Annotated in this window: 17 protein-coding genes; 4 read left to right on the top strand and 13 right to left on the bottom strand. The window is 75.9% G+C overall.

All coding sequences use genetic code 11. From position 1 onward, the window contains the following. Positions 1 to 37 precede the first annotated feature (37 nt). Positions 38 to 298, bottom strand: a complete 261-nt coding sequence (locus AS188_RS16730; RefSeq protein WP_058857126.1) for a hypothetical protein — start codon at positions 296 to 298, stop codon at positions 38 to 40. Between the two features lie 322 nt (positions 299 to 620). On the opposite strand from AS188_RS16730, the gene AS188_RS16735 reads away from it, so the two are divergent. Continuing rightward, a complete protein-coding gene (locus tag AS188_RS16735) occupies positions 621 to 1,340 on the top strand; it encodes an AfsR/SARP family transcriptional regulator (protein ID WP_058857127.1) in 720 nt (239 codons plus the stop codon). A 101-nt stretch (positions 1,341 to 1,441) separates the two neighbouring features. On the opposite strand, the gene AS188_RS00125 is transcribed toward AS188_RS16735, so the two are convergent. The 6 genes from AS188_RS00125 to AS188_RS00150 form a co-directional block, all read right to left on the bottom strand. Next, on the bottom strand, positions 1,442 to 5,494 hold the full coding sequence (locus tag AS188_RS00125; RefSeq protein WP_083529091.1) for a Pls/PosA family non-ribosomal peptide synthetase: 4,053 nt from the start codon (positions 5,492 to 5,494) through the stop codon (positions 1,442 to 1,444). Positions 5,495 to 6,112: 618 nt separating this feature from the next. Continuing rightward, entirely contained in the window at positions 6,113 to 7,789 is a 1,677-nt protein-coding gene (locus AS188_RS00130) for an FAD-dependent oxidoreductase (protein WP_058857129.1), read from the bottom strand. Next, positions 7,786 to 8,688, bottom strand: a complete 903-nt coding sequence (locus tag AS188_RS00135; protein ID WP_058857130.1) for a glycerophosphodiester phosphodiesterase family protein — start codon at positions 8,686 to 8,688, stop codon at positions 7,786 to 7,788. Before AS188_RS00135 ends, AS188_RS00130 begins: the two co-directional genes overlap by 4 nt. A 263-nt stretch (positions 8,689 to 8,951) precedes the next feature. Continuing rightward, positions 8,952 to 9,758 (bottom strand): hypothetical protein, encoded by an 807-nt coding sequence (locus AS188_RS00140; protein WP_058857131.1) that lies wholly within the window; start codon positions 9,756 to 9,758, stop codon positions 8,952 to 8,954. Positions 9,759 to 9,899: 141 nt separating this feature from the next. Then, entirely contained in the window at positions 9,900 to 10,874 is a 975-nt protein-coding gene (locus AS188_RS00145) for an acyl-CoA thioesterase (RefSeq protein ID WP_058857132.1), read from the bottom strand. Between the two features lie 51 nt (positions 10,875 to 10,925). Continuing rightward, on the bottom strand, positions 10,926 to 12,776 hold the full coding sequence (locus tag AS188_RS00150; protein WP_058857133.1) for a pyruvate kinase: 1,851 nt from the start codon (positions 12,774 to 12,776) through the stop codon (positions 10,926 to 10,928). 248 nt (positions 12,777 to 13,024) lie between these two features. Between AS188_RS00150 and AS188_RS00155 the strand changes: the two genes are divergently transcribed. Further along, entirely contained in the window at positions 13,025 to 13,699 is a 675-nt protein-coding gene (locus tag AS188_RS00155; protein ID WP_236945013.1) for a cyclodeaminase/cyclohydrolase family protein, read from the top strand. A gap of 96 nt (positions 13,700 to 13,795) precedes the next feature. Here the strand turns inward: AS188_RS00155 and AS188_RS00160 are convergent, their stop codons facing one another. Continuing rightward, positions 13,796 to 15,274 carry a DHA2 family efflux MFS transporter permease subunit gene (locus AS188_RS00160; RefSeq protein WP_058859622.1) on the bottom strand — a complete coding sequence of 493 codons (1,479 nt, stop codon included), beginning with the start codon at positions 15,272 to 15,274 and terminating at the stop codon, positions 13,796 to 13,798. Between the two features lie 123 nt (positions 15,275 to 15,397). Between AS188_RS00160 and AS188_RS00165 the strand changes: the two genes are divergently transcribed. Next, positions 15,398 to 16,168 (top strand): spermidine synthase, encoded by a 771-nt coding sequence (locus AS188_RS00165; RefSeq protein WP_236945014.1) that lies wholly within the window; start codon positions 15,398 to 15,400, stop codon positions 16,166 to 16,168. A 54-nt stretch (positions 16,169 to 16,222) separates the two neighbouring features. Beyond that, complete coding sequence (locus AS188_RS00170) at positions 16,223 to 16,636, top strand: DUF779 domain-containing protein (RefSeq protein WP_058857135.1); 414 nt, start codon at positions 16,223 to 16,225, stop codon at positions 16,634 to 16,636. A gap of 31 nt (positions 16,637 to 16,667) precedes the next feature. On the opposite strand, the gene AS188_RS00175 is transcribed toward AS188_RS00170, so the two are convergent. From AS188_RS00175 to AS188_RS00195, 5 genes are read right to left on the bottom strand one after another with little or no spacing between them, the layout of a single operon-like run. Next, the gene (locus AS188_RS00175; RefSeq protein WP_058857136.1) at positions 16,668 to 17,150 is read right to left on the bottom strand and encodes a nucleoside deaminase; all 483 of its coding nucleotides are present in this window, start codon (positions 17,148 to 17,150) and stop codon (positions 16,668 to 16,670) included. A 31-nt stretch (positions 17,151 to 17,181) separates the two neighbouring features. Next, complete coding sequence (locus AS188_RS00180) at positions 17,182 to 17,550, bottom strand: YqfO family protein (RefSeq protein WP_058857137.1); 369 nt, start codon at positions 17,548 to 17,550, stop codon at positions 17,182 to 17,184. After that, a complete protein-coding gene (locus AS188_RS00185; RefSeq protein WP_058857138.1) occupies positions 17,540 to 18,505 on the bottom strand; it encodes a cation diffusion facilitator family transporter in 966 nt (321 codons plus the stop codon). The genes AS188_RS00180 and AS188_RS00185 overlap by 11 nt, the downstream gene beginning before the upstream one ends. A gap of 39 nt (positions 18,506 to 18,544) precedes the next feature. Continuing rightward, a complete protein-coding gene (locus AS188_RS00190) occupies positions 18,545 to 18,883 on the bottom strand; it encodes an acylphosphatase (protein ID WP_058857139.1) in 339 nt (112 codons plus the stop codon). Then, positions 18,880 to 19,554 carry an NAD(P)H-binding protein gene (locus tag AS188_RS00195; RefSeq protein WP_058857140.1) on the bottom strand — a complete coding sequence of 225 codons (675 nt, stop codon included), beginning with the start codon at positions 19,552 to 19,554 and terminating at the stop codon, positions 18,880 to 18,882. Before AS188_RS00195 ends, AS188_RS00190 begins: the two co-directional genes overlap by 4 nt. Between the last annotated feature and the right edge of the window lie 11 nt (positions 19,555 to 19,565).

Consider the following 19,565-nt stretch of genomic DNA (forward strand, 5'->3'; position numbering starts at 1 on the left):
CCGGCACGCCGGGCGGGGTCCCGCCGGGGACAGGCCCTCACACGGAGGGCAGGTCGTGCAGGTCGCTGCAGACCGCGTCCCCGGTCGCGGCCCACAGCCGCTTGCCCCGGCCCTCCGGGACCACGCGCACGCTGACGGACCCGCGCGCGCAGGGGACGTAGTAGCGGTGCAGCTCGCTCTCGATGTCGCGGATGATCTGCGTCGTGGTCCGCGGGGACCACCGCTCCGCGGGGTTGCAGAGGGCGACGATGTTGCCGAGGGGGTCGGTGCGGACCCCCGTGACGGGCCGGTCGGTCATCGGGAACTCTCCTGTGCTCCCGCCCCCGGGCGCGCCGGGGACGGCCTTGTACCATGGGCCGGGGCCGGGGGCCCGCCCGGACGGCGGGTGCCCGCGGACCCGGCGGGACGCCGGCGTCCGGCGACGCCGAACGAATTTACTTTTGACTAGCTCCGCGGATCCCGGGATCATCGGGACCAGGACCCTCACATGCCGCGTCCCACGGGTGCGGCGGCGGAGGGGAGGAGCACCGGGCGCAGGACCTTCGGGGGAAGGGCCGGCCCGGTCGCACCGGGGACGCCGTCGGCGACGGCACCGAGCATCTCTTGGGGGGATCATGGCAGTGGACGAGGAACCCGGCGCGCGCGCGCCGATCGAGCTGCGCCTGCTGGGCGGCGTCGAGGTCGAGCAGGACGGGGAGGTCCTCTCGCCGGGGATCCGGCAGCAGCGCCTGCTGGCGGCCCTCGCGGTGCTGGGCCCGCGCCCGAGGTCCTTCCTCGGGGAGCTGCTGTGGTCCGAGCGCCCGGCCGAGCGGGCCATGGGCAGCCTGCGCACGACCGTCTTCAACATCTCCCGGCGCCTGCCCGGGGCCCTGCGCACCCGCGGGGCCACGATCGCCCTGGGCGAGGACGTGCGGGTGGACCTGCACGAGCTGCGCTCGGCGCTGGACGCCGCGGCCGCCGCGCAGAAGGCGCCCGCGGAGATCCCCTGGTTCGTGCGCCCCGACGGCGCCGAGCTGCTGCCCGGCTGGTACGAGGGCTGGGTGAGCGCCGAGCAGGACCGGCTGCGGGCCCAGTACGTCAACGCCGTGGAGCACCTGGCCCGGCTGGCCCTCGAGCGCGGGGACTACTACCGCGCCCAGGTCCTGGCCGAGAACGTCCGGGCCCTGGCGCCCCTGCGCGAGAGCGCGGTGCGGGTCTCGATCGAGGCCGACCTCGGGCTGGGCAACCACGCCCCGGCCCTGCAGACCTACCGCGAGTTCTGCTCCGTGATGGCCGACGAGCTCGGCGCCCCGCCCTCGCTGCAGATCACGCAGCTGATGGGCGGGATCCGCAGCGCCTGAGCGGCCGGTTCCCGGCCGATGGAGCACCGTGCCCACGACGAGGGCGGGCCGGTGCCCGCGCCGCCCCGTGGCCGACGAGCTCGGCGCCCCGCCCTCGTGGGTCATCGCGCCTGCACCACCGTGTCGGAGGCCGCGCGCACGGGGATGCCCCGCCAGCTGGTGCCGGGCAGCAGCTGCTCGCCCTTCATCACGAGCGAGAGCGCGTCCACGGAGGCCGCCTCCCCGACCGTCGTGTCGTAGAGGACGACGGCCCGGGCCCCGATGCTGGCCTGACGGTCGATGCGCACGTCGGACATCTTCATCACGCGGTCCTCGAACAGGTGGGTCTGCAGCGAGACCTCGCTCGAGACGGACGCGTCGTCGCCGATGTGCACCAGGTCGAACTCGGTCAGGTACGTGGTGCCGATGTAGGTGCGCCGGCCGATCCGGGCGCCGAACAGCCGCAGGAACGGCCCGATCAGCGGGGTGCCGACCAGCCCGCCCAGCAGCGCGGGCACGGCCGCGGACTCGTAGACGCCGGTGACGAACTCGCTGCGGCGCACGAACATGTCCCACAGGGGCTCCACGCGCGGGCGGTAGCGGCCCACGACGGCCCACTTGAGCAGGACCACGGACAGGACCACCGCGACGCCCACGGCGGCCGCGAGGAACGGGGCGAGCACGACGAACCCGAGCACGCTGGTGCTGGGCACCAGGGACATCGACACGAGCAGGCCCAGGTAGCCGAGCAGGCCGATCAGGGTCGGCGGGACCGTGATGCGCAGCGCCTCGATCACCAGGCGCCCGGCGACCTTGCCGGCGGAGGGACGGTAGGTCAGGCCCTCGTCGTAGTTGCCACTGTCCTGGCGGCGCGGCAGGAAGATCGCCGGGGAGCCCAGCCACGAGGTGCCGTCCGGCACGTCGGCCGGGGGCACGGACTGGACGCCCACCAGGGAGCCCTCGCCCATCCGGGTGCCGGAGGGCACGAACGCCGCGTTGCCCACGAAGGAGCGGTCCCCGACCACGGTGCGCTCCATGTGCACGTGGCCGTGGTGGTAGACGGCGCTGCCCACGCTGGCCATGTCGGCCACGAAGCTGCCCTCGCCCAGGACCAGCAGGTCCGGGTCGATGTGCCCGACCGTGGAGACCTCCGAGCGCTTGCCCACCTTCGCGCCCAGCAGCCGCAGCCACGGGGAGGTGTAGAGCGTCGCGTACAAGGAGTTGGTGGTCTCCAGGCTGGTGGCCAGCAGGCGGTCGGCCATCCACTTGCGCACGCCCAGGCCGCTGCGCACCGGGTGGATGCCGGTGGGCGTGCGGTGCAGCACGAGCGCCCGGGTGCCGGCGACCACGAGGCAGACGGTGAGGACGTAGACGACCCCGACCGCGGGCGTCAGCGCGAGGCCGGCCTGCAGGCCGAACTCGAGGGCCACGATCCAGATCATCAGGAAGGACGGGAGCACGAGGACCCACGGGAGGACCTCGAAGCCGAGCCAGCCGAGCAGGTACCCGGCGCGCACGGCGCCCGTGCGGCGCCCGCCGAAGGGACGGCGCTCCATGCGGTCGAGCAGCTCGTCGCCGGGCCCGGGCCGCGACGGGGAGCCGAGCCAGTGCTCGCCTGCCGGGATCACCTGGCCGCGGGCGGCCAGGGACTGCTCCGCCAGGCGGGCGCCGTCCTCCACGCGGGCCTCGGGCTCGACCATGGCGCTGGCGCCCACGAAGGCGCCCTCGCCGATCTCGACCGGGCCGATCGTCATCCACCCGCGCTCGACGCGCGAGGTCTCGAGGGTCGCGCCGTAGCCGATGCTCGCGCGCGCCCCGATCCGCAGCATGGACGGCAGCCCCACGGCCGCCGTGCCGACGTGGGCCTCGGGCCCGATCTCGGCGCCCAGCAGGCGCAGGTACCGGGCCGCCAACGGGGTCCCGGCGAGGATGCTCAGCGGTGAGAGCCGCATCAGCCCGTCGATGCACCACTGCAGGTAGTACTGCCGGCCCCACAGCGGGTGGTCACCGGGCCGGACGAACCGGCCGAGCACCCGCGCGCCCACGAGCGGCAGGAAGACGCGGGCGAGGACGAACACGGCCAGGCCCCAGCCGAGCAGGTTCCACATCAGGCCGTAGCTGAACTCGCCGCCGGAGGCGTGCATCACCGCGGCGATCGGGGCGCCCACGACCATGGCCGCGAGCGTGAGCGTGACCAGCTGCGCGGTGCCGCAGGCCAGCACGCGGGCGCTGCTGTGCCGCAGGGGCTCGAGCTCCGGGGCCGCGGGGCCCGGGTGGGCCGCGACGGGCAGCGTCTCGAGGTGCCGGGCCAGGGAGCGCACGGTCGGGTAGGAGTACAGGTCCGCGATCGCGATGTCGAGGTCGGGGTGCTCCCGGCGCAGCTCGGAGGCCACGGTCGCGGCGAGCAGGGAGTGCCCGCCGAGGTCCAGGAAGAAGTCCGCCTCGACCGAGAGCTGGTCGGCGGGGATGCGGAAGGCCCGCGACCACACGTCCGTGAGGTCCAGCTCCGTGGGCGTCTCCGGGGGCACGAGGCCCACGGTCGTCACGAAGCGCGGGCTCGTGGGGTCGGGCAGGGCCTTGCGGTCGACCTTGCCGCTGACCATCATCGGCATGGCCGGCAGGACCTCGTAGAAGGCCGGGACCATGTACGGCGGCAGCGACGCCGAGGCGGCCGCGTGCAGCAGCTCGAAGAACGCCCGCTCGTCGCGCACCGGCTGGCGCAGGGTGACGAACGCCGCGACGTCCTCGCCGGCCACGAGCTTCACGGCGGCGTCGGCCACGGCGTCGTCGCGGCGCAGGACGTTCTCGATCTCCTGGAGGTCCGCGCGGTGGCCGCGGATCTTGACCTCGCTGTCGGCGCGGCCCAGGTACTCGATCTCGCCGTCGGGCAGCACACGCCCGAGGTCGCCGGTGCGGTAGATCCTCCCCAGGTGCGGCTTCTCGGGGTGGACCCGGAAGCGCTCGGCGGTGACCTTCGGCAGGTTGACGTAGCCACGGGCCACACCGGGGCCGGCCACGCAGATCTCGCCGGTCTCCCCGTGCGGGACCTCCTGGAGCTCCTCGTCGAGGACGAAGACCTCGTAGGTGGGCATCGCGCGCCCGATCGTGACGGGCTTGCCGGGGTAGAGCTCGCCCCAAGTGCAGGTCACGGTGGCCTCGGTGGGACCGTAGGTGTTGAGCATCCGCCGCTCGGGCGTGGCCCAGCGCTCCACGAGGTCGGCGGGGCAGGCCTCCCCGCCCACGAGGATGCTGCGGATGGCGGGCAGGTCGTGGTCGAGGGTCGCCAGGACGGTGGGCACGCAGTAGAGCACCGTGATCTCGTGGCGGACCAGGAAGTCCACGAGGCCCTGGCCCAGGCGGGCGTCGCCGGTGGGCCCGGCCACGAGCGTCGCGCCCGTGGCCCAGGTCGGCCAGATCTCCTCGATCGAGAAGTCGAAGGCGATCGTCATGCCCTGGTAGACGCGGTCGTGGGACCGGACGTCGTAGACCTCCGGCACCACGTCGATGAAGTTGCAGATGCTCGAGTGCGCGACCTCGACGCCCTTGGGGCGCCCGGTCGAGCCCGAGGTGTAGATGATGTAGCAGGTGGGGTCGCCCTCGTGGTGGACCTCGGGGCGGTGCTCCGGGGCCTCGGGCAGGTCCCGGCGCAGGGCCTCCACGTCCAGCACGTCGGCGTCCGCGTCCTCGGCCAGGGCCAGGTGGTCGCCGGCCGTGAGGATCATCGCCAGCTCGGCGTTGTCGGCGATGTACTGCACGCGGTCCCCCGGCGAGGCCGGGTCGATCGGCACGAACGTCCCGCCGGCCTTGAGCACGGCCAGCAGGGAGACGTAGAGCATCGTGGAGCGCTGCAGCAGCAGCCCCACGCGCGCGCCCGGCTCGAGACCGTACTCGGCGAGCAGGTGGGCGAGGCGGTTGGCGAGGGCGTCGAGCTCCGCGTAGGTGTACGCGCGGTCCTCCGCGTGCAGGGCGGTGGCGTGCGGGGCGCGGTCGACGCTGCGCTCGAAGAAGTGGTGCAGCCGGGCGGCCGGCGGTCCGGTCCCCGAGACCTTCCGCGCCGACGGCTCGGCGCGGCGGCTCCCCCCGGCGGTGTTCCCCTTCACCGCAGCTCCGCCCCACAGCGCCCGCTCGGCCGGCCCCCGGCCGGCCTCGTGCGAGCGTTCTGTGGCTGAGGTCATGGTGAACTCCTTTCGAGTCCTGTCGAGGTGCTGATCGGGTGCGTGTGCACCGGCACAGCCGGCTCCGTCCGTTGTACGGGCGCCCCCGTCACGGCCCCCTCACCCGTCCATGACCGCTCCGTCATCGCTGCGTTATCGCTGCGTTATCGCTGCGTCACCGCCCGACGGAACCCCTGGCGGCACAGCGATCGGCCGTAACCTTCCCGTTACTTTTCGTGTGCAAAATCACACTCCCGATCGCGCTCCCGGGCCGGTCGGGAGCGCCCCGCCGGGCCCGGGGCCCCCGAACGGCGGACAGGAGGAGATCCCGGCGCGCTGCCGACGGCGGAACCCGTCCGGGACCGGGAGCGTTCGCGGCCGGGAAAGATTTCCCCTCTGTTACCGATCGTGAACACCCGCCGTGCGGGGCGCACCCGCACGGCGGGGCCCGGCAGCCGCGCGCTCCCCGGGCACGGCCGGGGCACCGGGGAGCGGCGAAGGACCCCAGGGGTGGGACGATCGCCCCCCGGGGCGCCCCGGGGACGGCGAAGGACCCCCGTGCCGGGGCACGGGGGTCCTTCGCCGGAGGGCGGCGCCGCGGGGCCGGGCCGCCGGCCCGGGCGCGGCGGGCGGGCGGGTCTACCCGGCGGAGCTGCCGCGGTCGGTGTCGTCGCCGGCGGCGGTGGTCTCGTCCTCGTCGCGGCCGGGGCGGGCGGCCCAGGTGAGGTAGCCGCCGTCGAGGTTGACCGCGCGGCGGCCGTGCTGGGCGAGCACGCGGGCGGCGAGGTAGCCGCGCAGGCCGGCCTGGCAGTGCACCACGAGCTCGCCCTCGGGCAGCTCGCCGAGGCGCTCGCGCAGCCGGTCGAGCTCGATGTTGATCCCGCCCGGGATCGGCATGGCCTCGTGCTCGGCCGGGGTGCGCACGTCGAGCAGCACCGCCCCGGCGTCGAGCCGGTCCTGCAGCTCGTGCCACTGGATCGTCTCCACGAGCCCGTCGCGGTGGTTGCGGTCGATGTAGCCGAGCATGTTCACCGGGTCCTTGGCGGAGCCGTAGAGCGGCGAGTAGGCCAGCTCGAGCTCGGCGAGGTCGGCGGTGCGCAGCCCGCCCGTGATGGCGGTGGCGATCACGTCGATGCGCTTGTCCACCCCGGCCCCGCCCACGCCCTGGGCGCCCAGGATCGCGTCGGTCTCCGGGTCCACGAGCAGCTTCAGGGCCATGCCCTCCGCTCCCGGGTAGTAGCCGGCGTGGTTGGCCGGGTGGGTGTGGATCGCCCGGTAGGCCCGCCCGGCCGCGCGCAGGCGCTTCTCGCTCCACCCGGTGGAGGCCAGGGTGAGGCCGAAGACCCCGACCACGGAGGTGCCCAGCACGGGGCGGTCGGCGACGTCCAGGCCCGCGATGACGTCGGCGGCCAGCCGGCCCTGCAGGTTGGCCGTGTTGGCCAGGGCCACGAGCGAGGGCGAGCCGTCGAGGGCGTCGCGCTTCTCCACGGCGTCGCCCACGGCGAAGACGTGCGGGTCGGAGGTGCGCAGGTGCTCGTCGACGACGATCCCCCCGCGCGGGCCGGTCTCCAGCCCGGCGGCTCGGGCCAGGGTGCTGTCGGGGCGCACGCCCACGGCCGCGAGCACGACGTCGGCGGGCAGCTCGGTGCCGTCGGCGAGGCTCACGGTCCGCTCCCCCACGGCGGTGACCGCCGAGCCCAGGCGCAGGTCCACGCCGCGCTCGCGCAGCCGGGCGTGGACGGGCTCGACCATCTCGGGGTCCAGGGGCGCCATGATCTGCCCGGTGGCCTCCACGAGGGCCACGTCGAGCCCGCGGTGCACGAGGTTCTCGGCGACCTCCACGCCGATGAAGCCCCCGCCGACGACGACGGCGCTGCGGGCCCCGGCGACCGCCGCCACGACCTCGTCGGTGTCCTCGACGTCGCGCAGCACGAGCGCGCGCTCCATGCCGGGCACGGGCGGGCGCACGGGGGTGGCCCCGGGCGAGAGGATCAGCACGTCGTAGCCGAGCTCCTCCTCCGCTCCGGTCGCGACCTCCCGCACGCGCAGGGTGCGGGAGGCGCGGTCGAGGGCCACGGCCTCCCGGCCCACGCGCACGTCGAGGCCGAAGCGGGCGCCGAGGGACTGCGGGGTCTGCAGCAGCAGCGCCGAGCGCTCCTCGATCACCCCGCCCACGTGGTAGGGCAGCCCGCAGTTGGCGAACGAGACGTGGCCGCTGCGCTCGAGCACGACGATCTCGGCGTCCTCGTCCAGCCGGCGCAGGCGGGTGGCTGCTGACATTCCTCCGGCGACCCCGCCGACGATGACGATCCTCATGGGCTCATGCTAGCGGCGTCCTCCCGCGGCGCGGCCGCACGGGCGGCCCCCACCCAGCGCAGCACGTCCGCGGGACGGTTGGTGGTCAGCTCCTGCACGCCCAGGGCCAGGCACAGCTCGACGTCGCGCCGGTCGTCGACCGTCCACACGCGCAGCACGCAGCCGCGGGCGGCCCACCGGCGGACGAGGTCGGTGCGCTCGCGCACGAGGCCGATGCCGGGTCCGGCGATCTCCACGAGCCCGGCGCCGATCACCGGCAGGGCCGGGGGGACCACGAGGCGCATCCCGGCGTGCAGCACGGCCGCGGCCGCCGGTCCGACCCGCAGGCTCTCGCCGACGGTGCGGCGGGTGGTGGTCCCGGCCAGCTGGCACACGTGCCGGGCGGGGACCGACTCCAGCAGGCGGCGCACGGCGTCGGGGTGGAAGCTCATCAGGGAGATCCGCAGGCGCCCGAGCAGACCGGTCCCCGGGTCCCAGCCCTCGCGCAGCAGCAGGGCGAGCACCTCGTCCTCGAGGCGGTGGCCGTACGGGCTGGGGTGCTTGGTCTCGATGGCGAGGCCCACGGGCCGGCCCGCGTCGTGCAGCAGGTCGATGAGCTCGGGCAGGGTCAGCAGCTGCCGGTCGGCGGCGCCGTGGGTGGGCGGGAGGGGCACGCCCTTCCAGGAGGTCCAGTCCAGCCGGCGCAGCTGGGCGAGGGTGTGGGCGGAGACCGCCCCGCGGCCGTCGCTCGTGCGGCCCAGGCGGGCGTCGTGGTGCAGCACCAGGTGCCCGTCGCGGGTGAGGTGGACGTCGCACTCGACGCCGTCGGCGCCGTCGAGCAGGGCTTGGACGTAGGCCGCCCGGGTGTGCTCCGGGTAGGCGGCGCTGGCTCCGCGGTGGGCGTAGACGGTCGGTCGCACGGCGCTCCCTCGGCTCGCTCGGGGCGGCGGTCCGGGCCGCCCGCACCCGAGTCTGGGCGCCGGGGATGAACGCCGGGCCAACACGGGCGGCGGGCCCGGTGACGGGCCGGGAACGGGACGGGCACCGGCGGGAGGGCGGGGCGACGGGACGTGCGGCGGGCCCGGCGAGGGGCGGGGAGCGGGCCCGGCCCCTCCCGGGCACGGCCGACGCCCCGCCCCCGGGAGGGGCGCGGGGCGTCGGGAGGGGGCGGGGCCCCGCGGGCTCAGCGCTCGGCGGTGATCTCCCCCTGGACGGTGCCCTCGGAGCCGCCCTGGCCGGCCGCGCGCTCGCCGCCCTGGAACCTGGGGGCCCGGTGGACCGCGGCGAGCTCGTCCGGGAAGGCGGCCGGCAGGGGGCCGAAGGCCTCGTGCGTGGCGGCGATGACCTGCTTGGCCATCGCGAGGTTCGCGCCGCCGCCGACGACCGCGCCGATGCCGAAGGGCAGGGCGCGGCCGAAGACGGCGCCGGTCTGCTTGGCGATGAAGCGCTTGACGAACATGTTGCGGATGGTGCGCCCGACGTCGAAGGTCCTGGAGTCGTCCTTGCCCATCATCAGGCCCCAGGAGGAGACCATGCCCTTGCCCTTGGTGCCGCTCATGAGGATCTGGTTCATCACCTGCCGGCCGTCCTCGCCGAGCATCAGGGCCATGACCATGGTGCGGGTGCGCTCCGGGTCCTCGGTGTGCACGCCGTGCAGCTCGGCGACCGCCTGGGCGTAGAGGGCCGTGGCCTCGAGGTAGCCGACCACGGCCACGGAGGACAGCCCGAGGGAGGCCACCGTGCCGATGCCGGGGACCACGGCGGTCGCGCCCACGGCGCCGCCGCCGAGGGTGACGGAGCGGACGTAGATCTTCTCGAGCCGCTTGGCGATCTGCTCCGGGGTCTCCCCGGGGTGCTCGGCGAGCTCCTTCTTCACGAAGGCCAGCACCACCGGGCGCTGGACGCGCAGCAGCGTGTCGAGGACCTTGTTCATGGCGGGCCTGGGCTTGCCCTGGTCGTCGAACGCCTTGTTCAGGGGGTTGAGGTCCATGGGACGTGCTCTCCTCGGGACGGGGACGGCTCTGCTGCCCCCACTCTATGCACAGCAGGCTGAGCAGGTGCCGGGCTTCGCCCTCGGCGCACAGCACGCGGGTGCGCGGGCCGGGAGCGGGCGGCCCGCGCGCCGGGCCGGTCAGGCGCCGGGCAGCCGGGAGACGGTGGGGTCGACCTGCTGGAACGAGTCCGGGAACTCCGCCCGCAGGCGCACGAGCTCCCGGGCGAAGGCGTCGAGGTCCCGGTCCTCCTGGCTGACCGGCTCCCACGGGCGGGCCGGCAGGGCGTGGCCCTCGTCGTCGAGGGCCACCATGACCATCAGGCAGTTGGTGGTCAGCTGCAGCTGCCCGGTGGCGGGATCGCCCGAGAAGCAGTTGACGGAGATGTGCAGGCCGCGGGCGGCGGTGTGGATGAGCCGGGCGCGGAGCTCCACGAGGTGGCCGATGTGCATGGGCCGGTAGAAGCGCACGCCGCCGGCGTAGACGGCGATCACGGGCCGCCCGGCCCAGCGGGAGCCGCAGACGTAGGCGGCCTCGTCGATCCAGCGCATCGCGGTGCCGCCGTGGACCTTCCCGCCCCAGTTGATGTCCGTGGGCGCGGCGAGGAAGCGCAGCACGGTCTCCTCGGCGGTGCCCTCGTCCGTGTACTTCTGCTCGGCCATGAGCTCCTCGATGCGGTTGCGCAGCGCGATCCGCCGCCGCGTCACCGCCTGCTGGCCGCGCTCGTGCTCGGTCTCGGGGGCCCACTGGGGCACCGGGGTGGGCCGGCCCTCGCCGTCGACGGCGACCATGATGATCAGGCACGTGTCCTTGAGCACCACGCCCTCGGCGCGCGGGTCCGCGGAGGCGACCTCCACACGGATGTGCATCGAGGAGCGGCCGGTGTGCACGATCTTCGCGACGACCTCGACCATGTCGCCCACGCACACGGGGCGGTCGAAGTGGATGTTGCCCACGTAGGCGGTCACGCAGTAGGAGCGGGACCACCCCACGGCGCACGCGTAGGCGGCCTTGTCGATCCACTCGAGCACGCGGCCGCCGTCGACCGTGCCGGTGCGCCCGGCGTCGGTCGGGGCGGCGAGGAAGCGGAGGACGGCGGTGTCACGGGCGGCCATGCCCACCAGTGTGGCACGGACCACCCCGCCCGGGGGTCGCGTCCGGTCCGCTCAGTCCACGAGCGGCGACCACGCCTCGAGGCGGCGGAGCAGGTCCGACTTCTTGCGCGCGTGGCCCTCCATGCGCACGAGGATGTCGTCGAGGGCCTCGATCGCGTCGACCACGAAGGGGCCCTTGTTGAGCATCACGCACTCGGCGCGCTGGCCCATCGCGGCGTCGGTGACCTCGGCCCGGGACGGCAGGCCCTTCTTGGCGAGGGACTCCAGCACCTGGGTGGCCCACACCACGGGCACGTGCCCGGCCTCGCACAGCCACAGGATCTCCTCCTGCACCTCGGCCATCCGCTCGAACCCGGCCTCCACGGCGAGGTCCCCGCGGGCGATCATCACGCCCACGTCCTCCCAGCGCATCGCCTCGAGCAGCATCAGCGGCAGGGCCTCGAACCCGCCCACGGTCTCGATCTTGAGCGTGACGTCGAGGTCGTGGCGCCCGATGGCCCCGAGCTCCTCGAGCAGCGCGGCGACGTCGTGGCGCGAGCGCGCGAAGGACATGCTCACGACGTCCGCGTGCTCGGCCACGAAGGGCAGGTGGGCGCGGTCCTCGTCGGTGAGGGCCTCGAGCCGCAGCTGCGTCTGCGGGAGGTTGATGCCCTTCTCCGCCTTGAGCTTCGCCCCGCCGGGGCCTGCCTGGAGGACCTCGAGCTCGATCTCGTCGGGGTCCACCGTGCGGATCCGGCAGCGGATGCGCCCGTCGTCGATCCACACCGGCTGCCCGGGCCGGGCGTCGGCGAAGACCTCGGGCAGGGAGCAGCCGATCCGGTACGGGCCCTCCGCGGGGGCCGGGGCCGGGGTGAGGTCGCGGGTCAGCACGACCGTGTCCCCGGTGCGCACCCGCACGGACTGCTCCACGGCGGGCAGCTCGCCGAGCCGGGCGCGCGTGCCGTCGGGGGCGGTGACGGCCAGGCCGGTGGCGAAGTAGACGGTCTTGGCGCACTCCACGAGCACCCCGGGGCCGGTGGCCTCCAGCACCCGCAGGGTCCGCCCGGAGCCGCGGGCGTCCTTGAGCCGCAGCCGCTCCCCCGGGACGCGGGCGGCGGCCCAGGCGGGGTCGGCCAGCGGGACGGCGGGGGCGTCGTCGTCGACGGCGGGGTCCGGGTCCCCCAGCCACAGGCGGGCGGGCGCGACGACCCGGCCGGAGGCGTCCCGCACCGGCTTGATCTTCTCCACCTGGGGACCGGGCTCGAAGGGGCCGGTGCGCAGCTTGGGCCCGGCGAGGTCCATCGCCACGCGCACGTCGCGGCCGAGCTCGCGCCCGGCGGAGCGGACGTGGTCGATCATCGCCGCCCACTGCGCGGGGCCGTCGTGGGCGCAGTTGACCCGGGCCACGTCCATGCCGGCCGCGACCATGTCCCGCACCAGGGCCGGGTCCCCGGCCGCCTCGGAGGGGAGGGTGACCATGATGCGGGTGCTGCGCCCGGGGCCGCCGGGCCCGAGCAGGGCCTCGGCGTTGCGCACGAGGACGTCGTGGCCCTCGTCCCCCGTGCCGTCGGGGGCCTCGGGCAGGGAGAGGTCCTCGTCCGTGCGCCCGGCGAGGACCTGAAGGGTGGTCACGACGGCGCGCAGGTGCTCGAGCACGCCCGCCTCCATCCGGCCCAGCGAGGACAGGCCCAGGGCGCGCAGCTCCAGCTGCAGGTCCCGGACGTCCTGGCTGCGCACGGCGACGTAGTCCACGAGGTTCAGCGCGGAGGCCCGGTGGCGGGGGGTGACGCGCTCGAGGTCGGGGGCGGCCCGCTCCCGGGCGCGCACGACGACGTCGACCAGGGCCAGCACCCGGTCCAGCAGCGCCCCGGCCCGCTCCCGGCGGGATCCGCCCGGCTCCGTGGTCCTGCGGCTCGCGCCCATGGGGTCCTCCTCGTGCTCCGGCCGGGGGTGCCCGGCGCTCCTGCGGGTCGTCCGGACAGCACCGTAGCCCGCCCGGGCGAACGCCGGCTGAACGCCCGGGGGCCGCCCGCCCCGCCGGGCCCGGTCCCACCCGTCGCCGCCGCGCGGCCGGACCCGTCGTGCCCGGGGCCGGGCCGGGCGGCGCGGACGGGCCGCGGGACGGCTAGGCTCGGGCCCACCACGCCGTCGACACCCCGGGAGGGACCACCGTGACCGGATCCGAGCACCGCCCCGAGCCGTCCGCCACCGAGGGCCGCGGGGAGCGCCCGCGGATCGGGTCCGAGAACGTCCGGGCCTACGTCGAGCGGATGGCCTCGGGCGAGCCCGCCCCCGGCGGCGGGGCCGCCGGGGCGCTGCAGGCGGCCCTGGGCGCGGCCCTCGTGGCGATGTCGGCGCGCTACACCCACGGGGACGAGCGCGCCGCGGACGCCGAGCGGGCGGCCGCCCGCGCCGACGCGGTCGTGCCCGGGGCGCTGGGCCTGGCCGATGCGGACGCGGCCGCCTTCCGGGAGCTCTCCGCCGCCTACGCCCTGCCCGCCGACGACGAGGCGCAGCGCGCCGAGCGCTCCCGGGCGGTGCAGGCGGCCACGGCGGGGGCCGCGCAGCCCCCGCGCGAGCTCATCGCGGTCGCCGCGGAGGTCCTCGAGCTCGCCCGGGACCTCGCGCAGTGGTGCAACCCCAACGTCCTCAGCGATCTCGCCGCGGCGGCCGAGGCCGCCCGGGCCGCGGCGGCCACGGGCCTGGTCACCCTCGAGATCAACCTCCGCTCCCTGCGGGACGGGCCCGAGCGGGAGGCGCTCGCCGAGGCCGTGGGCCTCGGGGAGCGCACCGTGGCCGCGGCCGCCGAGCTGGCGGGCGGGATCCGGGAGCGCGTGCGCTCCTGAGGCTCCGGAACGCCCGGGGCGGACGGGCGGGCCGCCCCGGGCCCTCCGCCCGGGCGGGCGCGGCGCACGGGGCGGATCCCGTGCACCCGCCTCGGGTCAGGGCGCCGGGACGGACGGGGCCCGCGCCCCGGCCGGGCGGCGGACCCGCACGGCGCCGACGACGGCGAGCAGCGACAGCACCGCCCCGCACAGGAACGCCAGCCGCACCCCGGCCGCGACCGCGCCCGCCTCCCCCGCCGCGGCGGGGGCCGCCTCGGCCCCGAGGGTGAGCACGGCGACGAACAGGGCGGCGCCGGCGGCGCCGGCGACCTGCTGGACCGTGCCGACCACGGCCGAGCCGTGGGCGTGCAGGTGCGGTGGCAGCGAGCCCAGCCCGGCGGTGAACAGCGGGGTGAACACGAGGGACAGCCCCGTGCTCAGCAGCACGTGCACGGCCAGCACCGCGGCCACCGGCGTGGCGGGCGAGGCCAGGGCCAGGCACCACAGGGCGAGGCTGACCACGGCCGTGCCGGGCACGAGCAGGCGTGTCGGCCCCCACCGGTCGTAGGCGCGCCCGACGGCCGGGGCCAGCGCGCCCATGACGATCCCGCCGGGCAGCAGGAACAGCCCGGTGGCCAGGGGGTCGAGGCCGCGCACGTCCTGCAGGTAGATCGGGAGCACGAGCAGGGTCCCGAACAGGGCGGTGACGCTGACCCCGAGCACGGCGGTGGCCGCGCGGAAGGTCGGGGCGGCGAAGGTGCGCAGGTCCAGCAGGGCCCGGTCCGCGCGCTGCAGGCGCAGCTGCCGGCGCACGAACCCGGCCAGCCCCGCCGCCCCCACGGCCAGGGGCAGCCACGCGGGCACGGCGGCGGACCCGCCCTCCCCGAGGGTGCTCAGCCCGTGGACGAGCCCGCCGAAGCCCAGGGCGGAGAGCACCACCGAGGTCACGTCCAGCGGCGCCGGCCGGGGCTCGGTGACGTCCGGGATGCGCAGCGCGCCCAGCAGGAGGGCCCCGAGGGCGATCGGCAGGACCGCCCCGAACATCCAGCGCCAGTCCAGCACGCTGAGGATCAGCCCGGAGACGGTGGGGCCCACGGCCGGGGCGACCGAGATGACCACGGAGATGTTGCCCATCACCCGGCCCTGCCGCTCCGCCGGCACGAGCGCGAGCACCGTGGTCATCAGCAGCGGCAGCATGATCGCCGTGCCGCAGGCCTGCACCACCCGCCCGGCGAGCAGGACGCCGAAGCCGGGGGCGAGGGCGCAGACGAGGGTGCCGAGGCTGAACAGGCCCATCGCCGCGAGGAAGACGGGACGGGTGGCCAGGCGCTGGAGCAGGAACCCGGTGACCGGGATGACCACCGCCATGGTGAGCATGAACGCGGTGGTCAGCCACTGCCCGGCGAGCGCCGTGATCGACAGGGCCTGCATGAGGGTCGGCAGCGCCACGCCCATGATCGTCTCGTTGAGGACGACCACGAACGTGGAGACCAGCAGCAGCCCGAGCACCAGCCGGTCGCGCGCGGCCCGGTCGGGGGCGGGCGGCGGTGCGGCGGGCTCCGTCGTCGCGGACGGGACGGAGGAGGCGGTCGTCACGGGCGGGGCGGGGGCCGCCGGCTCCTCGGGGACGGGCGCGGTGCGGGGGGAGGACGTCACCGCACGAGCATAGAGGTCCGGCCCGGGTGCGCCGCCCCGGGGCGGCGGGGGACAATGACGGGCATGCGCAGATTCCTCAAGGACGCCGGCGTGCACGCCGAGATCGCCCCCGACGGCTTCACCGAGGGCGGCTGGGTGCTGAGCATCGGCGGGGCGGAGCAGTCCCACGTGGACCTCGCGCACCCGGAGGAGATCTTCTACGAGTACCTGCGGCGGATCGGCCACGTCGCCGACGCCGTGGCCCCCGAGGGCCGGCCCGTCACGGCGGTGCACCTGGGCGCCGGGGCGCTGACCCTGGCCCGCTACGTCGCGGTGACCCGGCCGGGCTCGGTGCAGGTGGCCGTGGAGCTCGAGCGGGAGCTGCCGGCGTTCGTCCTGGAGGCCCTGCCCCTGCCGGCGGGGGCGGACGTGCGCGTCGTCGTCGACGACGCCCGGGCGGCGCTGCCCGGGCTGGTCCCGCCGGGGAGCGCGGACCTCGTGATCCTGGACGTCTTCGCGGGCCGCGACGCCCCCGCCCACCTCACGGAGCCCTCCTTCTACGCCGAGGCGGCCGCCCTGCTGCGCCCGGGCGGGGTGCTCGCCGTCAACGTGGGCGACGACCCGGGCCTGGCCTTCTTCGCCGCGCAGGCGCGGGCGGTGCGCGCGGCCCTGGCCGACGTGTGGTGCCTGGCCGACCGGGGGATGCTCACCGGCCGCTACCCGGGCAACCTCGTGCTCGTGGGCGGGACCCGGCCGCTGCCGCGGGAGTGGGCCGAGCGCTTCACCGCGGCGGGCCCCCACCCGGCGGGCGTGCTCGACGGCCTGGGTCTGGAGGAGCTGATCGCCCGGCGGTAGCGTGGGGCCACCACCGGGCCCGCCCGGCCCGCCCGAACCGCGCAGGAGGCCCCCGTGAGCACCGCCGAGAGCACCGAGATCCTGGAGTCCGCCCCCGCGATCGAGGGCGAGGACTTCTCCCGGGTGGCCCTCACCCCGGCGGCCGTCGAGCTGCTGGGCCGGCTGCGGGAGGTCCACGGCGCGCTGATGTTCCACCAGTCCGGCGGGTGCTGCGACGGCTCCGCGCCCATGTGCTACCCGGCCGGGGACTTCCTCACCGGACCCGCCGACGTGCTGCTCGGGGTGTTCCGGCTGCCCGGGGACCCCGCCACGGCGGAGCTGGAGTTCTGGATCTCCCGCGAGCAGTTCGAGTACTGGCGGCACACGCACCTGACGGTCGACGTCGTGGCGGGCCGCGGCTCGGGCTTCTCGGTCGAGGCCCCCGAGGGCAGGCGCTTCCTCATCCGCTCGTCCCTGCTGCCGGGCTGAGCGCCGGCCGGGGTCCGGCGGCGGGCGGGCGTCAGCGGCGGGCGGCGTGCGCCCGGTGCAGCGCCCGGACCTCCTCGGCCAGCTCGGGGCACGGCCCGTCGACGGGCACGCCCGGGGCCACGGTGCGGATCGGCAGCGGGGCCACCGGCGCGGGCGGGACGCCGAGCTCGCCGAGCCACTGCACCAGCTGCGCGGCGGACGCGGCGTGGACGATCCGGCCCAGGCCCACCCAGGCGTGGGCGGCCGCGCACATCGGGCAGTGCTCCCCGGAGGTGTAGACGGTCGCGGCGGCCCGCTGTCCCGGGTCGAGGTGGGCGGCGGCCCAGCGGGCGATCGCGAACTCCGGGTGGCGGGTGGCGTCCCCGCCGGCGACCCGGTTGCGGTCCTCGAGCAGCACCTCCCCGTCCGCGGAGACGAGCAGGGAGCCGAAGGGCTCGTCGCCCGCCTCGAGGGCCTCGCGGGCCAGCTCGGCGCAGCGGCGCAGGTGCCGGAGGTCGGTGCCGGTGATCGTCATGGGCCCAGCCTAGGGGGCGGGACCGGACCGGTCAGTCCTCCCGCAGCCGGCCCTCGTCGTCGAAGGACGGGCCGCGCCCGTGCACGGGGAAGGTGTGGAAGGCCGGCACCTCGTAGGGGTGGGCGCGGGCCATGGCCCGCAGCACGGTCTCGCGGTCGGCCGCCGGGTAGAGGACCTCGATGCGGACCTCGTCGACCTCCTCGGGCCGCCCCACCGTCCCGACCGCGGGACGGGCCCCGGGCAGCGGGGTGAACCGGCCCGTGCCGCGGGAGACGAAGGCCGCGTGGGAGTAGTTCCCGGCGCGCCCGGCCCCGGCGTCGCCGAGGGCCTGCAGCACCTGCTCGGCGTGGCCGGCCGGCACGAACACGACCAGGGCGTGGGTGGCGGGCTCAGTGCTCATGGGGCGTGCACACCTCCGGCTCGACGTGGTCGGCGGGCTCGAGCTGGATCGTGGAGTGCTGGACCGAGACGGGGAAGTGCTCGGCCACGCAGCGCTGGATCCGGCCGAGGGCCTCGGCCGAGCCGCCGGAGTAGAAGTACTCGTCCTCGAGCACCACGTGGGCGGTGAGCACGGGCAGGTCCGAGGAGATGCGGGAGGCGTGCAGGTCGTGGACCTCCACGACGTGGGGCAGCTCGAGGATGTGCCCGCGCACGTCGGCGAGGTCGAGCCCGGGCGGGGCGCTCTCCATGAGCACCGACAGCGACTCCGTGAGCAGCCGGATGGTGCGGGGCACGATGAGCGCCCCGATGAGCAGGGCGACCAGGGCGTCGGCCTGCACCCAGCCGGTGAGGGTGATGACCACCGCCGCCACGACGACGGCGACCGAGCCCAGGGCGTCGTTGAGCACCTCGAGCATCGCCGCGCGCAGGTTCAGGTTGGAGCGGCGACCGCCGAAGAGCACGACCATGGCGACGACGTTGCCCAGCAGGCCCACGACGCCGAAGACGATCATCTCGGCGGAGGCCACCGGCTGCGGGTCGAAGAACCGCCGCACCCCCTCGACGAGCACGAACAGCCCCACGGCCAGCAGCACCCCGGCCTGCAGGGCCGCGGCGACGATCTCCGCCCGCCGCCAGCCCCACGTGCGCCGGGCAGTGGGCGGGCGCAGGCTCAGGTGGGCGGCGACCAGGGCGAGCAGCAGCCCGCCGGCGTCGGTGAGCACGTGGGCGGTGTCCAGGAGCAGAGCCAGGGACCCGGTCCACAGGGCGCCGACCAGCTGGACGACGAACAGCCCCGCGGTGATCCCGAAGGCCGTCGCGATCCGCCACCGGTCCGTGCCGGGCCCGGCGTGCGAGTGCCCGGGACCGTGCGCGTGGCCCTCGTGCCCGGGGTCCGCGGGATGCGCCTCAGCCATGGTCCCATCCTAGGCCGGGCACGGCCGCGGGGGCCGGGCTCAGCCGGTGGTGAACTCCGCGAACCCGCCGGTGGCGGCCCCGAAGTGCGAGTCCACGCGCATCACCGCGCCGGGGGTGTCGTTGCTGTTGAGCGCCTTGAGCAGCTCGCCCACGGCCCAGCGCGGGCCCTCCGCGATCACGCCCACGGTGCCGTCCGCGTTGTTGACCGCGGAGCCGCGCAGGCCCAGCTTCTCGGCGTGGCGCCAGGTCCAGTAGCGGAAGCCCACGCCCTGCACGGAGCCGTGGACCACGGCGGTCAGCCGCAGCGGCTCGTTGAGGTCGAGCTCCTGGCGCCGGCGTCCCCTGGAGGGTCCCTGGTGGATGGGCGGCAGGCTCACCGGTCCGCCGCCTTCGGCTCGCCGAGGGCCTCCGCGATCAGGGTCCCGCCGTCGGAGAAGTCGATGGTGCGCCCGACGGTCGAGGGGTCGTCGAGCACCGCGGCGGCGACCAGGGCCACGTTGGCGCGGGAGGTGTGCTGCTCGCCCTCGCGCTCGCCGCCGTCCGCGACGTCGATCTTGCCGGTGGCCTCCTCCAGGGTGAGGGCGCCCGGGCCCAGCACCGTCCAGTCGAGGCCGGAGGCCCGCAGGTGGTCGTCGGCGTCGGCCTTGGCCTGGGCGTAGGCGTGGAAGGAGTCGTCCTCGGGGATGCCGTGGTCCTGTCCGGCGCCGAAGTAGGAGATCATCACGAAGCGCCTGACCCCGGCCTGCTCGGCGGCGTCGATCGCCCGAATCGCGGCGTCGCGGTCCACCGCCCAGGTGCGCTCCGGGTTCCCGCCGCCGGCGCCGGCGCTCCAGACCACGGCGTCCTGGCCCTCCAGCAGCCGGGCGATCTCCTCGGTGGAGAGCTGCTCGAGGTCGGCGACGCGGGCGGTCGCGCCCGTGGCCTCGACCTCGTCGGTGTGGTCGGGGTTGCGGAAGACGCTGGTGACGTCGTTGCCGCCGGCCTGCAGGAGACGGGCGAGGATGAGGGCCACCTTGCCGTGGCCGCCGAGGATCGTCACGTGGGACATGGGGTGCTCCT

It is taken from the genome of Kocuria flava (assembly GCF_001482365.1).
Classification (GTDB): domain Bacteria; phylum Actinomycetota; class Actinomycetes; order Actinomycetales; family Micrococcaceae; genus Kocuria; species Kocuria flava.